The sequence below is a fragment of the Mangrovibacter sp. MFB070 genome, from assembly GCF_000705335.1.
Taxonomy (GTDB): domain Bacteria; phylum Pseudomonadota; class Gammaproteobacteria; order Enterobacterales; family Enterobacteriaceae; genus Mangrovibacter; species Mangrovibacter plantisponsor.
Map to the genome: position 1 here is coordinate 118399 of NZ_JJMI01000050.1, position 18561 is coordinate 136959.

The 18561-nt window shown below is 52.8% G+C and carries 10 protein-coding genes; 3 read left to right on the top strand and 7 right to left on the bottom strand.

Annotation, left to right across the window (positions count from 1 at the left end; all coding sequences use genetic code 11):
• Nucleotides 1-26: 26 nt before the first annotated feature.
• The 6 genes from mdtC to DT73_RS21570 form a co-directional block, all read right to left on the bottom strand.
• A complete protein-coding gene (gene mdtC / locus DT73_RS21545; RefSeq protein WP_036114990.1) occupies nucleotides 27-3107 on the bottom strand; it encodes a multidrug efflux RND transporter permease subunit MdtC in 3081 nt (1026 codons plus the stop codon).
• On the bottom strand, nucleotides 3108-6227 hold the full coding sequence (locus tag DT73_RS21550) for an MdtB/MuxB family multidrug efflux RND transporter permease subunit (protein ID WP_036114993.1): 3120 nt from the start codon (nucleotides 6225-6227) through the stop codon (nucleotides 3108-3110). It abuts the gene before it with no gap.
• On the bottom strand, nucleotides 6227-7483 hold the full coding sequence (locus DT73_RS21555) for an MdtA/MuxA family multidrug efflux RND transporter periplasmic adaptor subunit (protein ID WP_036114997.1): 1257 nt from the start codon (nucleotides 7481-7483) through the stop codon (nucleotides 6227-6229). Before DT73_RS21555 ends, DT73_RS21550 begins: the two co-directional genes overlap by 1 nt.
• A 243-nt stretch (nucleotides 7484-7726) precedes the next feature.
• Complete coding sequence (gene yegD, locus DT73_RS21560; protein ID WP_036115000.1) at nucleotides 7727-9079, bottom strand: molecular chaperone; 1353 nt, start codon at nucleotides 9077-9079, stop codon at nucleotides 7727-7729.
• A gap of 170 nt (nucleotides 9080-9249) precedes the next feature.
• Nucleotides 9250-9534, bottom strand: a complete 285-nt coding sequence (locus DT73_RS21565) for a hypothetical protein (RefSeq protein WP_152552560.1) — start codon at nucleotides 9532-9534, stop codon at nucleotides 9250-9252.
• Between the two features lie 387 nt (nucleotides 9535-9921).
• A complete protein-coding gene (locus DT73_RS21570) occupies nucleotides 9922-10830 on the bottom strand; it encodes a LysR family transcriptional regulator (protein ID WP_036115006.1) in 909 nt (302 codons plus the stop codon).
• 209 nt (nucleotides 10831-11039) lie between these two features.
• Between DT73_RS21570 and DT73_RS21575 the strand changes: the two genes are divergently transcribed.
• The 3 genes from DT73_RS21575 (at nucleotide 11040) to alkA (ending at nucleotide 14968) form a co-directional block, all read left to right on the top strand.
• A complete protein-coding gene (locus tag DT73_RS21575; RefSeq protein ID WP_036115010.1) occupies nucleotides 11040-12359 on the top strand; it encodes a M20 family metallo-hydrolase in 1320 nt (439 codons plus the stop codon).
• 77 nt (nucleotides 12360-12436) lie between these two features.
• Entirely contained in the window at nucleotides 12437-13963 is a 1527-nt protein-coding gene (abgT, locus tag DT73_RS21580; RefSeq protein WP_036115319.1) for a p-aminobenzoyl-glutamate transporter, read from the top strand.
• Between the two features lie 117 nt (nucleotides 13964-14080).
• Nucleotides 14081-14968 (top strand): DNA-3-methyladenine glycosylase 2, encoded by an 888-nt coding sequence (alkA, locus tag DT73_RS21585; RefSeq protein ID WP_051691509.1) that lies wholly within the window; start codon nucleotides 14081-14083, stop codon nucleotides 14966-14968.
• Here the strand turns inward: alkA and DT73_RS21590 are convergent.
• On the bottom strand, nucleotides 14961-18293 hold the full coding sequence (locus tag DT73_RS21590; protein WP_036115014.1) for a diguanylate cyclase: 3333 nt from the start codon (nucleotides 18291-18293) through the stop codon (nucleotides 14961-14963). The two genes, alkA and DT73_RS21590, sit on opposite strands and share 8 nt — an antisense overlap.
• Nucleotides 18294-18561: the final 268 nt, after the last annotated feature.

The window sequence follows — 18561 nt, forward strand, 5'->3', positions numbered from 1 at the left end:
AAGCCTTGCGGGTGAAAAAGCCAGTGTTACTCACCAGCCAGTTGTACATGTTGGTTTTCCCGAGCCCGGCTGCCAGGCCGCAAACGGTCAAAAAACAAAAACACCACCGGGGTGGTATACAGCGTTAACAGTTGGCTTACTACCAGGCCACCGACAATGGTAATCCCCAGCGGCTGGCGTAATTCAGCGCCATCGCCGGTTGCCAGTACCAGAGGCAGTGCGCCGAAAATGGACGCCAGCGTTGTCATCATAATGGGCCTGAAACGCAGCAGGCAGGCCTGGAAAATGGCATCCCGCGCGGAAATATTGCTGCTACGCATGGCTTCAAGGGCAAAATCAACCAACATAATGGCGTTTTTCTTGACGATACCAATCAGTAACATAATGCCAATTAACGCAATCAGGCTGAAAGGCGTGCTGAACATCTCCAGGGCCAGTAACGCACCAACCCCGGCAGAGGGCAGCGTAGAAAGAATGGTCAGCGGGTGAATATAACTTTCATACAGCATACCCAGCACAATATAGACTGTGGCAATTGCGGCCAGAATCAAAATGAGCTGGGAGTTCATTGTTTGCTGGAAAATTTGTGCAGTACCCGCCCAGGTACCACGCACACTGGACGGTACACCCAGTGCAGTCATGGTGCGGTCAATGGCATCGCTGGCCTGCGATAAAGACACGCCATCAGGCAAGTTAAAAGCAATGGTTGAGGCAGCCGAAAGCCCCTGGTGGTTAACCGAAAGTGGTGCATTGGCAGGTAACCATTTGGCGAACCACGAGAGTGGAATGGGCTTACCTTCACTGTTGATAATAAACATTTTCTCCAGTGCGCTGGCATCCTGGGTATAGCGGGGGTCAACTTCCATCACCACTTTGTACTGGTTCATCGGCTGGTAGATGGTTGAAATCTGGCGTTGCCCGAAGGCATTGTTAAGCAGGCCATTGGCATCCGCTACGTTAATTCCCAGGCGCGATAACGTGGCCCGGTCGTAGGTCAGTGCCAGTTCTGAGCCTTTGTCCTGCTGGTCTGAGTTAACATCAGTGAGTTCCGGCAGAGCGGCCAGTGCCTGGCGAATCTTCGGCTCCCATATGCGCAGGGCGCTGAGGTCGTCTGACAAAAGCGTATACTGGTAGCTGGCATTTGCCTGCCGCCCACCAACTCTTAAATCCTGCATTGCCATTAAGAACAGCGTGGCACCGGGCTCTTTTGCCAGTTTTACCCGTAGGCGGTCTATCACCTGTTGCGCCGTTTCTTTGCGTTCACTGCGTGGCTTCAGCGAGATAAACATCATGCCGCTGTTAACCCGGGAACCCCCGGTAAAACCGGTCACGTTATCTACTGCCGGGTCTTCACGGATGATTTTCATGAAGTCTTGTAATTTGCCGCGCATTGCCTGGAATGAAATGCTCTGGTCGGCGCGAATATTCCCCATGATTCGCCCGGTATCCTGTTCTGGCATCAGGGTTTTGGGTACTGCGATATACAGCCAGATATTGAGCCCGATTGTCGCCAGAAGCAGCACACCTATGAGGCGTTTGTATTTCAGTGCCACGGCGAGCGAACGGGCATAGCCGCCCTGCACAGCCAGCATCAAACGCCCCGCACCTTGTTGCTTAGCCCCGGGTTTAGGGTTTTTCAGCAGCCAGCCACACATCATGGGGGTGAGTGTCAGGGAAACCACCATCGAAATCGCAATAGACACCGAAAGTGTGACGGCAAATTCGCGGAATAACCGGCCGGGCAAACCGCCCATCAGCAATAACGGCAGGAATACAGCAACCAGCGAAACACTCATGGAAAGCACGGTGAAGCCCACTTCACGGGCGCCCTGCAACGCGGCCTGTAACGGTTTTACTCCGGCTTCCAGGTGCCGGGAAATATTTTCCAGCACCACAATGGCATCATCCACCACAAACCCGGTGGCAATGGTGAGCGCCATCAGCGAGAGGTTGTTCAGGCTGAAGCCGCACAAATACATGGCCGCAAAGGTGCCTATCAGGGAGACAGGCACCGCCACAGCCGGAATTAATGTTGCCGGGCCGGAGCGCAGGAACAGATACACCACCAGGATAACCAGCGCCACCGAGATACACAGTGCCTGCTCCACTTCGGCAAGTGAAGCACGGATAGTGGGAGAGGAGTCCTGGGCTATGTGAACATTAACGGCTGCCGGAATGGTTTGCTCCAGCTCCGGCAGCCGTGCACGAATTCGGTCAACAGTTTGAATAATATTGGCTTCAGGCAGTTTACGGATCATCAGCAATATAGCGGGCTGAGCATTGGTCATCCCGGCATTGCGTACATCCTGCACAGAGTCAGTGACATTCGCTACGTCACCTAACCGCACGGCTGCGCCATTGTTGTAATGAATAACCAGCGGGCGGTATTCAGCGGCTGTTTTCAGTTCATCATTGGTTTGTAACTGCCAGCGATGGGTGTTGTCTTCGATTGCGCCCTGAGGTTTACGCACATTGGCGTTACTGATAGCTGTTCGCACGGCATCCAGCGAAACACCCTGGTTAAACAGTGCCTGTGGGTTTAAATCCACCCGAACCGCAGGCAATGAGCTGCCACCAACATCCACATCGCCAACGCCATCTATCTGGGCAATATTTTGCGCCAGTTGCGTGGAGGCGAAATCATATAATTCCCCTTGCGACAGCGTGTCGGACGTCAGCGTCAGAATCATGATGGGCATATCTGACGGGTTAGCTTTACGGTAAGTTGGCCGCGAAGGCATGCCGGTTGGCAGCAAACTTTGCGCGGCATTTATTGCTGCCTGCACATCCCGTGCCGCGCCGTTAATATCCCGGCTGAGTTCAAATTGCAGGATGATTCTGGTGCTACCCAGCGAGCTGGTGGACGTCATTTCATTAATGCCGGCTATGCGGCCTAATGAGCGTTCCAGCGGCGTGGCAACCGACGATGCCATGGTTTCTGGCGACGCGCCCGGTAGTGACGCGCTTACCATAATTACCGGGAAATCCACCTGGGGCAGAGGGGCGACAGGCAGCAGCCTGAACCCGAGAACCCCACACAGTGTTATTGCCACCGAAATCAGAATGGTGGCAACAGGGCGGTAGATAAACAGAGCAAAAAAGCGCACTCAGGCCTCCTCGTGGCGCGGCAAACGGCTACGCAGCCAGTGAGAAAGGCGGTCGAACAGCAAATAGATAACCGGGGTGGTAAACAGTGTCAGCACCTGGCTGACCAGCAAACCGCCCACCATACCTATTCCCAGCGGGCGGCGCAGTTCTGCGCCCACCCCGGTACTGAGCATCAGTGGCAGTGCGCCAAGTAGTGCGGCGAGGGTGGTCATGAGAATAGGGCGAAAACGCAACAGGCAGGCCTGGTAAATCGCCTCGCGTGGTGGCATGCCTTGCTCGCGCTCTGCCGCCAGGGCGAAATCTATCATCATGATGGCGTTTTTCTTCACAATACCAATCAGCAAAATAATGCCGATTATCGCAATCACATCCAGTTCATAGCCTGAAACCATAAACGCCAGCAATGCGCCCAGCCCGGCGGTAGGCAGTGTGGACAGTATGGTTATTGGGTGAATAAAGCTTTCGTACAAAATACCCAGCACAATATACATTGCGGCAATGGCGGCAATAATCAGCCACACTGTGCTGCTCAGTGCCGCCTGGAACGCCAGTGTACTGCCCTGGAAGGCGGTCATGATATCGGCCGGGAAATCCATCTCTTTTTCTGCTGCCAGTATGGCTTCCACGGCTTCGCCCAATGAGGCGCCTTTTGCCACATTGAACGAAATGGTGGTAGAGGGGAACTGGTCCAGGTGGTTAATGGTAAGCGGCATATGGCGCTGCTCAACCTGGGCAATGGCGCTCAGTGGCACCATCCCGCCATTGCTGCTCACCAGGCGGATACCGCTGAGCGCATCCAGACCTGGTGTGTTGTGGGTATCATGCTCAAGCACCACCCGATACTGGTTGGACTGGGTATAAATAGTGGATATCAGGCGCTGGCCGAAGGCGTTGTACAGCGCATTGTCTACATCTGCCATTGAGATACCCAGGCGGCTTGCGCTGTCGCGATCCACTTTCACCATGGCCTGTAAGCCCTGGTCCTGCCAGTCACTACTGACATCAGCCAGTTCAGGCAGCGTTTTTAGTTGAGCCATCAGCCTGGGTACCCAGGTGCTCAGGGCATCCAGCGTATTGGCCTGCAGGGTAAACTGGTATTGCGTGCGGCTGACGGTGGTATCAATCGTCAGGTCCTGTACCGGTTGTAGGTACAGCGTGACACCGGGCAGCGTCGCTACTTTATCCTGCAGGCGCTGAATTACTTCTGAAACCCTGTCATCACGCTCACTGAGCGGTTTCAGGTTTATTTGGATGCGCGCGCTGTTCAGTGCCGGGTTGGTGCCATCCACCCCAATAAAACTGGTCATGCTCGCTACATCCGGGTCTTTCAGAAGCAGGTCGGCCACCTGCGCCTGGCGCTGCGACATGCTGGCAAAAGAAGCCGACTGTGGAGCCTGCAAAGTACCCTGAATAATGCCGTTATCCTGCACCGGGAAAAATCCCTTCGGAATCCAGACCCACAGCAAAATAGTCAGCGCCAGGGTTCCAAATGCCACACTCAACGTGAGCCACGGGTGTTGCAATACCCGGTTCAGCCCACGGCCATAACCGGCAATAACCCACTCAAAGAAACGCTCGCAGGCCAGAGAAAAACGGTTTTGTTTGCGCAGGGATTCATGGCTGAGCATACGGGCGCACATCATAGGCGTTAAGGTTAGCGAAACCACGGCCGAGATTAAAATTGCTACAGCGAGGGTGATGGCGAATTCCCGAAATAACCGCCCCACGATGTCACCCATAAACAGCAACGGAATGAGTACCGCAATCAGAGACACCGTAAGCGAAATAATGGTAAAGCCTATCTCCCCGGCACCTTTCAGTGCGGCTGCCAGTGGTTTTTCGCCTTTTTCGATATACCGGGAGATGTTTTCAATCACCACGATTGCGTCGTCCACCACAAACCCGGTAGCGATGGTCAGAGCCATTAGTGTCAGGTTGTTGATGGAGAAATCGAGAAACACCATGACCGCGAAAGTGCCTACAAGGGAAAGCGGTACGGCCACTGCTGGAATAATTGTGGCCGGAACATTGCGCAAAAACAGGTAGATAATCATGACTACCAGCGCAATTGCCAGCAACAGCTCAGACTGGGTGTCTTCTACTGAAGCCCGAATATTATTAGTCCGGTCAGCTACCAGCGCCAGGTGAACAGATTTGGGCAGGCTTTCTTTCAGGCCGGGTAGCAGTGCGCGAATACTGTCGGCGGTTTCAATAATATTGGCGCCAGGCTGGCGCTGAACATTCATGACAATAGCCGGTTCATGGTTTGACCATGCACCAAGCCAGGCATTCTCTGCCCCCTGTTCAACGGTGGCGACATCGCCAAGGTGCACGGCAGCCCCGTTAACATATGCAATAATCAGGTCGCGGTATTCCTGTACCGTTTTCATCTGGTCATTGGCGGAAATAGTGATTGCACGCTCCGGGCCATCCAGACTACCCGTGGCAGAATTCACATTAGCGTTGCTGATAGCACTGCGCACGGTTTCTGTGCTGATACCCAGCCCGGCCAGCGCCTGGGCATTGAGTTTAACCCGCACCGCCGGGCGTTGCCCGCCAGACACCCCAACCATACCTACGCCATTTACCTGGGCAATTTTTTGGGCAATACGGGTTTCCACTAAATCCTGCACCTGGGTCAGGGGCAGGGCGGAAGACGTTACCGCCAGCGTCATTATTGGTGGGTCTGCCGGGTTAACTTTACTGTAAACCGGCGGGTTGGGCAGGTCGTTGGGCAGCAGGCTGGTGGCGGCGTTAATCGCGGCCTGAACTTCCTGTTCAGCGACATCAAGCGGCAGGGTTAACTGGAACTGCAATGTCACCACCGAAGCGCCCCCGGCACTTTGCGATGACATTTGTTTCAGGCCAGACATCTGCCCAAATTGCCGCTCCAGTGGCGCAGTAATGGCCGAGGTCACGACATCCGGGCTGGCTCCCGGGTAGAGCGTGACCACCTGGATGGTGGGGTAATCCACTTCTGGCAGCGCTGAAACAGGCAGAAAACGGTAACCGATTATCCCGGCAAGCAATATCGCCACCATAAACAGCGTGGTGGCTACCGGGCGCAGAATAAACTGCCGGGAAGGGCCGCCGGTGGTGCTGGGTGGTAATACCTGCATTAGGAACGCGCTCCTTTATGCTGGCCTGAGTGCGATTTTCTGGTTTCAGCCGGGTGCTGAGCTGCCTGGGCCGATGTCTGTTGTGGGTCAACGACCTCGACGGTTACACCCTCAGTTAACCGGTCTATACCATCTGTTACTACCCGGTCTCCGGCAGAAATCCCGGCAGTAATCACCACCTGCTGGTTATCCTGAATGCCGGGCGTTACCAGATGCTTACTGACTTTATTTTCGCTATTCAGCACCCATACAAAATTGCCTTCATTGCCCATTTGCAGGGCGGCAACCGGAATAACAACCGCATTTTGTTGGGTATCAACCAGCATGCGCGCGTTAACAAACTGGTTGGGAAACAGAGTGTCGTCACCGTTAGTAAAACGGGCTTTGAGTTTGATGGTGCCAGTTGTGGCATCAATCTGGTTATCGAGGCTCAGTAATTCGCCACTGGCAAGCTTTTTGGTGTTAGTGCGATCCCACGCATCCACTTCAAGGGTTTTACCGGCATGTTGTGCTGTGACAATTTGCGCAATATCGCTTTCCGGGAGCGTGAAAATAACGTCAATGGGATGCGTTTGGGTGATAACCACAATGCCGGTGGTGTCGCTGGTAGAAATTTGGTTGCCGATATCAACCTGTTTCAGGCCAACACGCCCGGAAATAGGTGCCGTTACCCGGCTCCAGCTCAGTTGTAACCGGGCGCTGTCAACTGCCGCCTGGTCTGCTTTTACTGTCCCTGCACTTTCTGCAACCAGTGCCTGTTGGGCATCCAGCTCCTGGCGGGAAACCAGACTGGTTTTTGCCAGTTGCTGGTAACGCGCAAGGTCACGCCGGGCATTTGCCAGCGTTGCCTGGTCTTTTGCCAGCTGGCCTTCAGCCTGTTCCAGTGCAACGGTAAATTCACTGGGGTCAATTTCTGCCAGCAGGTCGCCAGCGTTTACTTGCTGGCCTTCTTTAAAATGAATGGCAATTAACTGCCCATTTACCCGGCTGCGCACTGTGGCGGTATTGGCTGCGGTTACGGTTCCAAGCCCACTCAGGTAGTGGGGCACTGCCTGGCTTTGCGCTGTGGCCGCCTGCACAGGGGCAAGAGGGCGCATGCTATGGCGCCCATTACTCCCCGGGCGTGACTGGCTGGTTTTAGTTCCATCCACTCCATTGGTATTTGTTTCATGCCGGTTGTACCAAACGGCTGCAATAATAATGGCAATAGTTAGCCCTGCACCAAAATACCAGCGTGTTTTTGTCGCGCTCTTCATGGAATAGTTGTCTCTTCCTTAAAACCAGTGGGCGTTAATCATACTAGTTTAAAGAGGTGGGAACCTATAAAAATGAAGGAAAAATGGAAGACTGTATGGAACAGTCTGGAACGCCGTTTTATATCACAAAAATTTATTCAGTCTGGCTCGCAAAACGCGTTGCAGGCCGCCAAAAATGCATAACAGTGAGTATATTGCCGGCCCGGAGAACGGTTTAACACTCTCCGGGCCGGGGGCCGGCAGTTAGCGGAAAATAACCCCTGCCCAACGGGCAAGGCCTGCTGTAACAGAGCCAAAGTCATCGCCACCGACAATGGCAATACCTGGCAGTGTTTGTTGCAACGCCTGGCGAATAATGGGCGAGCGTGCGCTGCCGCCGGTCAGGTAAATCACATCCGGCTGCGTATCTGCCTGGCTAAGCGCCAGGTTGACCTGCTCAAGGATCCGTTGCAGCGGTTGCTCAATAGCACTTTCCAGTTCCGCCTTATGTGTACCCACAGCCAGCGAATCTGCAATGAAATCAAGTGTTGTACCGGTTTCATCGGCCTGGGAAAGCGCTATTTTTGCTTCTTCCGCACTGCGCACCAGGCGGTAACTCAGGCGATTACGCCACACTTTCAACAGGCGAGTAACCTGCTCAGGTTCGCGGGCATCACGAATCAGGGTCTGCAACAACCGCCCGGTTTCTTTGCTGTAGAACTCGGTTTGTGCCGGAACATCGTTTATCGCGACGGCATTCCACCAGGGAAGAATGGGCAGCGCAATGCCTTTTTCGGTGAGCCCACCCATCCCCAGAGCGGGCATTAACTGGCGAAATGCCAGCATGATATCCAGATCATTGCCCCCAACGCGGCAACCACTGTGCCCAATCAGGCTGGATTCACGCGCAGACTGGTTGTGCCATTGCGGGCCCATCAACAGGAAAGAGCAGTCGGTGGTACCCCCACCGATATCCACAACCAGCACGCGCTGTTCCTGGCTCAGCGAGGCTTCATAATCAAGCCCGGCGGCAACAGGTTCAAACTGGAATTCGATATCGCTGAAGCCGGCTCGCGCCGCTGCCCGGGCCAAAATACCCTGAGCCTGTTGGTTAGCTTCTTCGCCACCCAACCCCTGGAAGTTAATCGGGCGGCCAATGACGGCCTGGCTGACTGTTTCCTGTAACTGGTTTTCGGCCTGCTGGCGTATATGGCGCATCATAGCGCACACCAGGTCTTCAAAGAACGCGACTTGCTGGGGTTTTAACCCACTCGCGCCAAGAAATGACTTGGGTGATTTAACAAACCAGACTTCTTCCGGGTCTTCTATATACTGGCGCAGTGATGTCAGCCCGAACTGGACACTCTGCGCAGTCACTTCGATATCTTCTAAACGGTTGGCACTGATAGCCCGGCGTAACAACGCCGCAGATTCCGCGTCTTCAAAGCTTACATTCTGGTGGCGATAAAGCCATTCACTGACGGCTTCACGTGCAGGCGCACTTAACATGGAAGGCAATAAAACACTGTCGCCTTCCAGTTTTAACATTGTGGGTTTGCCATCACGCATCACCGCCACGGAGCAGTTCGCTGTACCGTAATCAAAACCAATAAACATAATGCCTCATTATCCCCATGCCAGTGAAGAAGGGGCAGGACTTTAGCGGAATGTGGCACTGACGGCAAATGGAATATAGGGGAAACAGGAGTGCGCTGCAGAGGAAGTCTGCTGCAGGTTATTATGCTTTATGTGCTATTGATTGCTGCCCGAATAACACAACGACCCGGTTAGTGTTTTTTAACACCCGGTTTGATGGTGATTTCAGGTGCCGTGACATGCGGTTTTTCTACTACCGGGCCATTGATTTTAGGGCCTTCCACATGGGGCTTTTCAACCCGGACACCGTGAACACCAACTTTAACCTGTGGCCCAACGACACGGGGTTTTTCAATGGTCGGTTTTTCGATACTACCTTTATCAATACTCCCACCGCTCACCTCAACGCTGGCAATGGCAACAGGTGTGAGTAGCACAGCCACCAGAGCGGGCAGAAAAATACGTGTTTTTTTCATAACAGTTCCGATACAGAAAATGGCAGTAAACGCAGGCTGAACAATAACATTCGGCATAGTTAAATTATGCGTTAAGTATTTTTCCTGCGTGATGTAATTGTTACCTGGTAAACTATTATAATACAGGGTGGGTAATTAATACACCGCGCGCAATTTATTGTTGTTTTAAATCAGCATTTATCTGGAGATTGGTTTTTCTGTTTATTTTTCATCGGTTATTGAAAATATCAGTCGCAGGCGAGTGGTGGTATTAATTACATTAAATACTATTAGTATTAATAATCATAATGCAGCCAGAGATTCAGGCTGCGCTACTGGCACTGATTAATCACTGATTTTCCGCCAGCCTGCTGGCAGGCTTTCAATAATGAACACCAGGAACGGGCTTCATGCCGGTTCGCTATGGCATATCAGCCGGAATAGTTGCATCAGTGCTGAGGTTATGGGCGCTGGTGTGGTATCGCGGCGCTGAATTAAATAAAAGGTTGCGAGCGGCAGTGATTCATCCAGCGGCAGGCGTTGTAACAATGGAGCCAGCCCCGCGTCATCTGCCAGTGCTGCCGGTAAAATACTTAAGAAATCACTGTGAGCTACCAGGCTACTGCAGGCCGTGAAAGTTTCACATACCACAGAAACATTGGGAGCCAGCCCGCGGCTGGCAAACAGCTCATGGAGCTGTCGGTAATAACTCCCCCGTGGTGTTGGCATCGTCCATTCCCAGTCCATTAATTCGTCCAGGCGGCTTATTTCACTTGCCGGGTGGCCTTTACGGGCAAATACCGCATAGCGCTTCGCCATTAATTTCTCAAAAGTCAGTTCATGGTCGTAGGGGCTTTGGTAATAGGTGTTTATCGTAAAATCCAGCTCTCCCTGGCGCAATTCATGCAGCATATTCACCAACTGACCTTCCATTATCCGCACACGGACACCGGGGTACTGGCGGTGAAAGCGTTTAATAACTTCCGGCATTACACTGCGCGAAATGCTGGTGCCAATCCCAATATTTACCTGCCCGGAAACGCAACCCTGGCGCTGTTGTAAATCTTCCTGAGCCGCACGTAATTCTTCCAGAATCAGGCTGGCATGTTGAAAAAAACTTTCACCGGCTTCAGTCAGGCTCATGCCGTGGCTACGCCGGGTGAACAACTGCGTGGCCACACTCTCTTCCAGCTCTTTAATCGCTTTAGTCAAAGCGGGTTGGGAAATATTCAACTGGCGGCTTGCGCTGCGAATACTCCCGTGCCGTGTAACTGCCACAAAAGCGCGTAATTGATGAAATTTTATCTGTGCTGCCATCTCTCACCTGATAACTCTTGTTTATCACCGTAAATCATTTTGCATCTTCCCGAAGAAAACACCATTGGTTATGGTGGTTTTAAGACTTAAAAATGAATATTCATGCAAAAAATGCCTGTTTATAAGCTTATTTATGTATGAATAACGCCATCTTGATAAGAAAAAATTATCACCTGTGATGACCCTCTACGGGCAGAAAGGAAAACCCTATGCAAGAGCTTGATGCCATTCTTAACCAATTAACTCCACGTCTGTCCCAGTGGCGCCGCGACTTTCACCACTATGCCGAATCAGGATGGGTGGAGTTTCGCACTGCCACCATCGTGGCTGAAACATTGCACCAGTTGGGTTATCAACTGGCACTGGGCAGAGATGTTGTCTGCGCATCAGCACGGATGGGTGTACCGGATGAGGCAGTGCTGGCCCGGGAATACCAGCGGGCACAAGAGCAGGGCGCATTGCCACAGTGGTTGCCATTTTTTGAAGGTGGATTCACAGGCATTGTCGCCACGCTGGATACTGGCCGTCCCGGGCCAACACTGGCGTGGCGTGTGGATATGGATGCTCTGGATCTGGATGAAAGCCAGCAGGAAAACCATTTACCTCATCACTCCGGCTTTGGCTCATGCAATCCGGGCATGATGCACGCTTGTGCCCATGACGGGCATACCGCAATTGGCCTTGGGGTGGCAACAGCGCTCAAACAGCTGCAAAGCCAGTTAAACGGGCGTATCAAATTGATTTTCCAGCCAGCAGAAGAAGGTACCCGCGGTGCAAAAGCCATGACAGAGGCTGGTGTGGTGGACGATGTTGATTACTTCATCGCGACACATTTGGGTACCGGTGTGCCAGCCGGGGAACTGGTTTGCGGCAGTAACAGTTTTCTTGCCACCACCAAGTTTGACGCCTGTTTTACCGGGGTAGCGGCTCATGCCGGGGCCGCGCCGGAATGTGGGCGCAATGCATTGCTGGCAGCTGCTCAGGCTGTGCTGGGATTACACAGTATTGCCCCCCATAGCGGCGGCGCCTCGCGGGTTAACGTCGGCGTTCTTCAGGGCGGGAGTGGGCGCAATGTCATACCGGGGCAGGCTGTGATGAAAGTCGAAACGCGCGGAGCCACGAATGACATAAATGAATATGTCTGGCAACGGGCGCAGGCTGTTGTGAAAGCGGCCGCAGAAATGTACGGCGTTGAGGTGGGTATCACGCTGATGGGCGCTGCGCAAAGCAGCGAGCCTTCCCCCGGGCTGGTTCGCTATGTACACCAGCAGGCAACACAGATCCCTGAACTGACTTCAGTTGTGGACAGCAAAAATGCCCCCGCAGGTTCGGAAGACGCCACCTTTATGATGGAGCGCGTAAAAGCGCACGGCGGGCAGGCGACCTATGTGATCTTCGGTTGCGATTTAAGCGCCGGGCATCATAACGAGAAGTTTGATTTTGACGAACAGGTACTGGCAGTCGCAGTAAAAACCCATGCCATGCTGGCGTGTAACTTTCCCTGGAAGCAGGGATTAGCGCAAAGCTGACAGGTCACTGATGCCAGTGCGCCATGCCGGCCACTGGCAATAATAACAACCATTCAGACACAACACTGAGAAACATTATGACCATGACCTCAACGGAAGTTCGCTCACGTCCCGGCAGGTTGTTTCGCTGGGTAGAACGCCTTGGTAACAAAGTGCCACATCCCTTCTTGCTGTTTGTTTACCTGATAATAGTGCTGATGATAGCGTCTGCCGTGCTGGCAGGATGTGGTGCAACGGTGCGGGACCCAACGAGTGGCGCTGCTGTGGGGGTAAAAAATCTGCTGAGTGTTGCCGGTTTACAGTGGTTATTGCCCAATATCATCAAAAACTTTAGTGGGTTTACCCCACTGGGCTCGATTTTAGCACTGGTGCTGGGCGCAGGATTCGCTGAGCGAGTTGGGTTGCTGAAAAGCCTGATGGTGAAAATGGCCTCCGGGGTGAGTGCGCGCTACGCCAGTTATCTGGTGGTGTTTATTGCTTTCTTCAGCCATATCTCTTCCGATGCAGCGCTGGTTGTGATGCCTCCTTTGGGGGCACTGATGTTTCTTGCTGTAGGGCGTAATCCCATAGCTGGTTTACTGGCTGCCATCGCCGGGGTAGGTTCTGGTTTTACCGCTAATTTGCTGATTGTAACCACTGATGTACTGCTTTCTGGTATTAGTACGGAAGCCGCAAAGAGTATAAATCCGGCGCTGCATGTCAGTGTGATTGATAACTGGTTTTTTATGGCGACATCGGTGGTTGTGCTGACTATCACTGGTGCACTGATCACCGATAAATTCATTGAGCCGCGTCTTGGCCCCTGGACTGGAAAGCAGGAACAGGGAATGGACGTGCTGACACCAGTACAAAATCGCGGCCTGCGCATTACCGGCCTGGTGGCGCTGGTATTTATTGCCATTGTCGCGTTAATGGTGGTTCCCGCCTGGGGGCCGTTGCGTGATCCTCATTTGGGCACTGTGCTGCCATCTCCCTTCATCCGGGGTATTGTGCCGCTTATCATCCTGTTCTTTTTTGTGGTGTCGTTGACCTTTGGTATTTCCACGCGCCAAATTCGCAGCCAGGCAGATATTCCTGACTTGATGATTGCACCCATGAAAGAGATGGCCGGGTTTATTGTGATGGTTTTCCCGCTTGCACAGTTTGTGGCGATGTTTTCATGGAGCAACATGGGAAAATTTATGGCGATGGGCATCACGGATGCGTTACAGGGCTCAGGGATGACCGGGATACCGGCATTTATCGGGCTTATGTTTCTCTCTTCTTTGCTGTGCATGTTCATTGCCAGTGGCTCAGCCATCTGGTCTGTGCTGGCGCCCGTGTTTGTTCCCATTTTTATTCTGCTGGGGTTTCACCCGGCATTCGCGCAAATTGTTTTCCGCATTGCTGATTCTTCGGTTTTACCATTGGCTCCGGTATCGCCGTTCGTACCTCTGTTCCTGGGTTTTTTACAGCGTTATCGCCCCGAAGCACGCCTGGGGACTTATTATTCGTTGATTCTGCCTTACCCACTGATTTTCTTCGCTGTGTGGTTAATTCTGCTGGTGAGCTGGTATTTACTCGGTTTACCCATTGGCCCGGGTGTTTTCCCGCGCCTGGGGTAGATTGTTCACCTGGGCAGAAAACCTCGGGTTAGACGCCCGGGCAGGATGTGGCTATTATCATGTGGCTCAAATGGCGGCATTGCGCCGCCTTGTTTGCCCGCACCCTAAGGACACTTCATGCTGCCAGCAAACCCAGCCAGTAATCCCCGCTCTGCAGAAAATACAACATACACCATCTCATACCACCCACCCTATGACTGGGCGTGGATGAGCCAGTTTCTTGCTGCCCGTGCAGTAAATGGCCTGGAAGCCATTACTCAGGAATCGTTCAGCCGTGTAATGACCATTGGTGGTGTTACCGGGCTGGTGGTTGCCCGGCCTGAACCACAGCACCACCGCTTACAGGTGGCTCTGAGCCCCAGCCTGGTACCGGTTGCTGAAATTGTCCTGGAGCGTGTGCGCCACTGGCTGAACCTTGGCCTGAACCCGGAAGAGGTTAACCAGGTACTGGGGCCACTTGCTGCACTAAACCCTGGTATTCGGATGCCTGGCTGTATCTGCCCTTTTGAGCAAATGGTACGCGCAGTTCTGGGCCAGTTAGTGAGTGTGAAAATGGCAGCACAGCTTGCCACGCGCCTGGTAGACACTTTCGGAACGGCCTGCGCTCACGGGCAATTGTTCCCGCAGGCAGAGGTACTTGCCGGTTGCGACCCACTGGCACTGAAAAGTTTGGGTATGTCGTTACGCCGCGCACAAACCATTATTACTCTGGCTCAGTCGGTTGTGGCGGAGGAGTTCCCGCTGACCCCACCGGAAGATACCTCTGCTGGCCTGAAACAACTCATGTCCTGGCCGGGTATTGGCCGCTGGACAGCGAGCTATTTTGCTTTGCGCGGGTGGGGCGCTCAGGATGTGTTTCTGGAAGACGACTACCTGATCAAACAACGCTTTGCCGGGATGACGCCCGCACAAATCCGCCGCTATGCCGGGCGCTGGGCACCCTGGCGTTCACTGGCGCTACTGCATATCTGGAACAATGCAGGCTGGCAGCCAGAACTCAGTTAATCGCAAAATAACTGCCATTCAGCAGCACTTCCAGTGGCTGCTGCGGGCCGATGCTGTCGCCAAAGATAAGATCCATACCAATCCCCGACAGGGTGTCCATGGTTATCGCCTGGGCCACCGGGCCACCAATAGTCTGTAATTTCAGGCGTTGTGCATGGCCCTGGATGATAGTCACCATCATTTCATCCATCAGGTTTTCATGCACATGCTGCACCAGAGACTGCTCCAGTAATATGGCTTTAAACAAATGGCGGGGGATCTGGTTAAAGATATCGAGATCGTCGCCAACCTGGCTGAGCGCTAATACACAACCGGCATCAACCAGTTGCTCAAGCCCCTGCCTGACAGGGCCATCTATCCGGCCAACAACCTGGTTTTCGACAATCACCATCAAACGGGCAGGGGGGAAGCGAGTTTCACGTAATAAACGCACCAGGGTTTCAACCACTGTTCCGCTGTTAAGCCCGGCAACTGAAAGTGAGAGTGCTACAGTAAAGCCTTTCACAATAACCCGTCGCGCATGTTCCTTGAAGAACAACTCAATCATGCGCAGATCCAGTGCTTTGTGCAGATCGGTGCTGCTCAGCGCGGCACGGAAATGGTTTTCTTCTATCATGTCGCCCGCGTTATTCCAGAGCTGAACGCCCAGTAAATAGAAACTGCAACTTTCCGGAATGCGTGGTGAAGCAACAGGGCGAGCGGTAATCAGTACCGGGTTGTGAGCAATAATTGCCTGTTGTTCTTCTGCAGACAGCTGGTTTTTCTTGCGCTGGTTGGTGTGCTTTTTCGCTTCAAAAACGGAAACACGCCCACGACCACTGTTCTTGGAGGCATAACAGGCGATATCGGCCTGAGACAGTACCTCATTGGCGTCGTAATTGTGTTCGTCAATAATCGTGATACCGGCACTGGCACCAATCCGGTAAGTTTGCTCTTCCCAGATAAAGTGGTAGTCATTAATCATGCTGGTAATGTGTTCGGCAATATGGCGGGCGCTTTCCACAGAGCAGTTAGGTAACAACAGCGCGAATTCATCACCGCCCAGGCGTGCCAGGAAGTCGTTATTACGCAGCAAACTCAGCATCAGCGTGGAGAGCTCCCGTAACAGGCTGTCGCCCGCTGCATGGCCTGCCGTATCATTCACCGCTTTAAACCTGTCCAGGTCAATAAACACCAGTGCGTGTTGCTGGCGGTTTTCAACGGCGCTGGCCAACAGGCGTTTCAGGTGGTTTTCAAAGCTTGCGCGGTTGGCAAGGTGTGTCAGGCCATCATGTGACGCACTGTAGGTTAACTGGCGCAGCATTTTGCGAGACTCAGTGACATCATGAATAACCAGCACTGTGCCAATACTTTCGCCATCCAGCGTACTGAGTGGAGTAATTGAGTAGTGAATATCGAAACTGTCGCCGGTGCGCGAGTGCAGAATCACGTCCTGCTCCATGGCTGAGCGGGTGGCATCGCCACTGTAGATGTTCTCCATAGCCGGGCCGTTTTCACCAAAAGTGATATGCAGCACGGAAAGAATATACTGGCCAAACGCCTGCTCCTGCGGCCAGCCACTCATTTTTTCTGCCACTGGGTTCATAAAGGTGATGCGCATATCGACATCGGTACAAATAACGGCTTCACCGATGGCATCCAGGGTGATATGCAGGCGTTCTTTCTCCTGGTAGAGCGCATCATGGAGTTGTTTAACCTCGGTCATATCCATGCTGATACCCAGGTAACGCTCCACGTTGCCTTGCTTATTCAGCACCCGGTTTGCCAGGGTACGAATATGGCGGGTTTCTTCCTGAACCTGAATCCGGTACTCCACCTTGAACGGCTCTTTACGCCGTAATGCGTCTGTGACTTCTGTTTTGACCACAGGCTGGTCATCTTCAACCAGGCAATCCATCCACAGCTGGAATGAGGGTTTCAGGTGGCCGGGTACGCCGTAGAGCTCAAACATGCGCTTATCCCAGCTAATCTGGTCGTTCAGCATATCCCACTCCCAGATACCGATGCCGCCTGCTTCATTTGCCAGCGTAATCCGCTCCATCAGGCGCTTGTTCATCCATTCTGAATGTTTGAGGTCGTTAATGTCTTCAACCTGGGCAATGACATACAGTGGCGTGTTATTGGCATCACGCACAACGGAAACGGCCAGTAACGCCCAGACAATATTGCCCTTACTGTTGTAGTAACGCTTTTCCATGGAGTAGCTGTTAATTTCACCACTGAGCAGTTTATCCATGTACTGCAAGTCGGTGTGCAAATCTTCCGGGAAAGTTATTTGCTGGAAGGTGAGATTACGTAGCTGGTCATGGGTGTAGCCCAGAAACTTGCACAATGCTTTGTTGACCTGCAACCAGCGCCCGTCAACCCCTACCAGTGCCATTCCAATTGCTGAATGTTCCATGGCATTACGAAAGCGGGTTTCACTGGCGGTGATATTTTTACGTTCCTCGCGAAAAGAGTGCATCACCATAGTCATGATGTGTGCAGGCAAGAGCAGCAGCAGGAAAGGCAGCCAGGGAGCGTGAGTATTAATTTCAGAGCCGGTAATCAGGGCGGCAGGGGTGTGCCCAAGGGCGAACATCAGGGAAATGCCCATAATGCTCACCAGTGCCACGGCAAATGCTGCAACCTGAGGCAGACGAATGGCGCTCCACATCAGGAAGACAATCACAAAGGTGAACGGCCATGGCAGAAAACGCAGTGCCAGGTAGCTCAGCAGCAATGTTGCAGCCATGGTCGCCAGGGTTTCCAGAAAACTGCGGGTTTTCAGTAAGCGGCGCAGGCTCTGGGGCGAAAATTGTAGCCCAATAGGGACAATTGCCAGGCAGCCAATGGCTTCTGACACGACCCAAACAAAGAAAACATTCAGTGGTTCATGAGGTGAGGTTGCCAGTAACACCAGCAAACCGCCCAGCACTGGCGGCACTACTGCGCTGGCAACGACCAGTTTCAGCCAGTCTGGCAGGGATTCAAGGGGGTAATCATTGGGCAGTAAATATTTCAGTAATAATGCACCGGTTACCGCTTCAGCCAGGTTGATTACCGGAAACATAAAATTCAGTTGATCATGAGACAGCAGCAACATGGATGCGCACACACTGCCCACAATACATGCCACGGCAGGGGCCGCCCACTGGCGCACGGGAAAGCGCCAGAAAGCACACATCATAATCGCGCTGGGAAACCACACCGGCGCAAGGTGTGTTGAGGAAAAGAGCAGTTCAAGGGAGAAGGCGGTAAACAGAAAGCTGACAATCCCCAGTCCCAAAAACTGGTTAAGCTTAGATGTCAGGAATCCCCGGGGATGATTATTATTTTTTGTCATTACCACGCAATCCGCACCAACTGCTTCAGAAAGACCCGGCCAGAACACCGAAATAGTAAGAAATCATGCTAGTACAAACTGTTACTGATTCCTATGCAAGTAATAAACATTAGAATGTTTCAAGCACAAAATATACACGCAGACAGGCAAAATAGGCAGGGTCCTGTTAATTATTCTCGATAAGTCCCGCATTCTGCATACTTTTCGTTCACTGATAAAGCGGGTGACTGGCATCAGCCAGGGGAAATCCCTATAATTGGCGCGTTTG

Bases quoted from the DNA above. Each gene is read 5' to 3' on its own strand.
- DT73_RS21590 (WP_036115014.1), bottom strand. From the start codon at position 18,293: ATGACAAAAAATAATAATCATCCCCGGGGATTCCTGACATCTAAGCTT.
- abgT (WP_036115319.1), top strand. From the start codon at position 12,437: ATGACCATGACCTCAACGGAAGTTCGCTCACGTCCCGGCAGGTTGTTT.
- DT73_RS21555 (WP_036114997.1), bottom strand. From the start codon at position 7,483: ATGAAGAGCGCGACAAAAACACGCTGGTATTTTGGTGCAGGGCTAACT.
- alkA (WP_051691509.1), top strand. From the start codon at position 14,081: ATGCTGCCAGCAAACCCAGCCAGTAATCCCCGCTCTGCAGAAAATACA.
- DT73_RS21570 (WP_036115006.1), bottom strand. From the start codon at position 10,830: ATGGCAGCACAGATAAAATTTCATCAATTACGCGCTTTTGTGGCAGTT.
- DT73_RS21550 (WP_036114993.1), bottom strand. From the start codon at position 6,227: ATGCAGGTATTACCACCCAGCACCACCGGCGGCCCTTCCCGGCAGTTT.
- yegD (WP_036115000.1), bottom strand. From the start codon at position 9,079: ATGTTTATTGGTTTTGATTACGGTACAGCGAACTGCTCCGTGGCGGTG.
- DT73_RS21565 (WP_152552560.1), bottom strand. From the start codon at position 9,534: ATGAAAAAAACACGTATTTTTCTGCCCGCTCTGGTGGCTGTGCTACTC.
- DT73_RS21575 (WP_036115010.1), top strand. From the start codon at position 11,040: ATGCAAGAGCTTGATGCCATTCTTAACCAATTAACTCCACGTCTGTCC.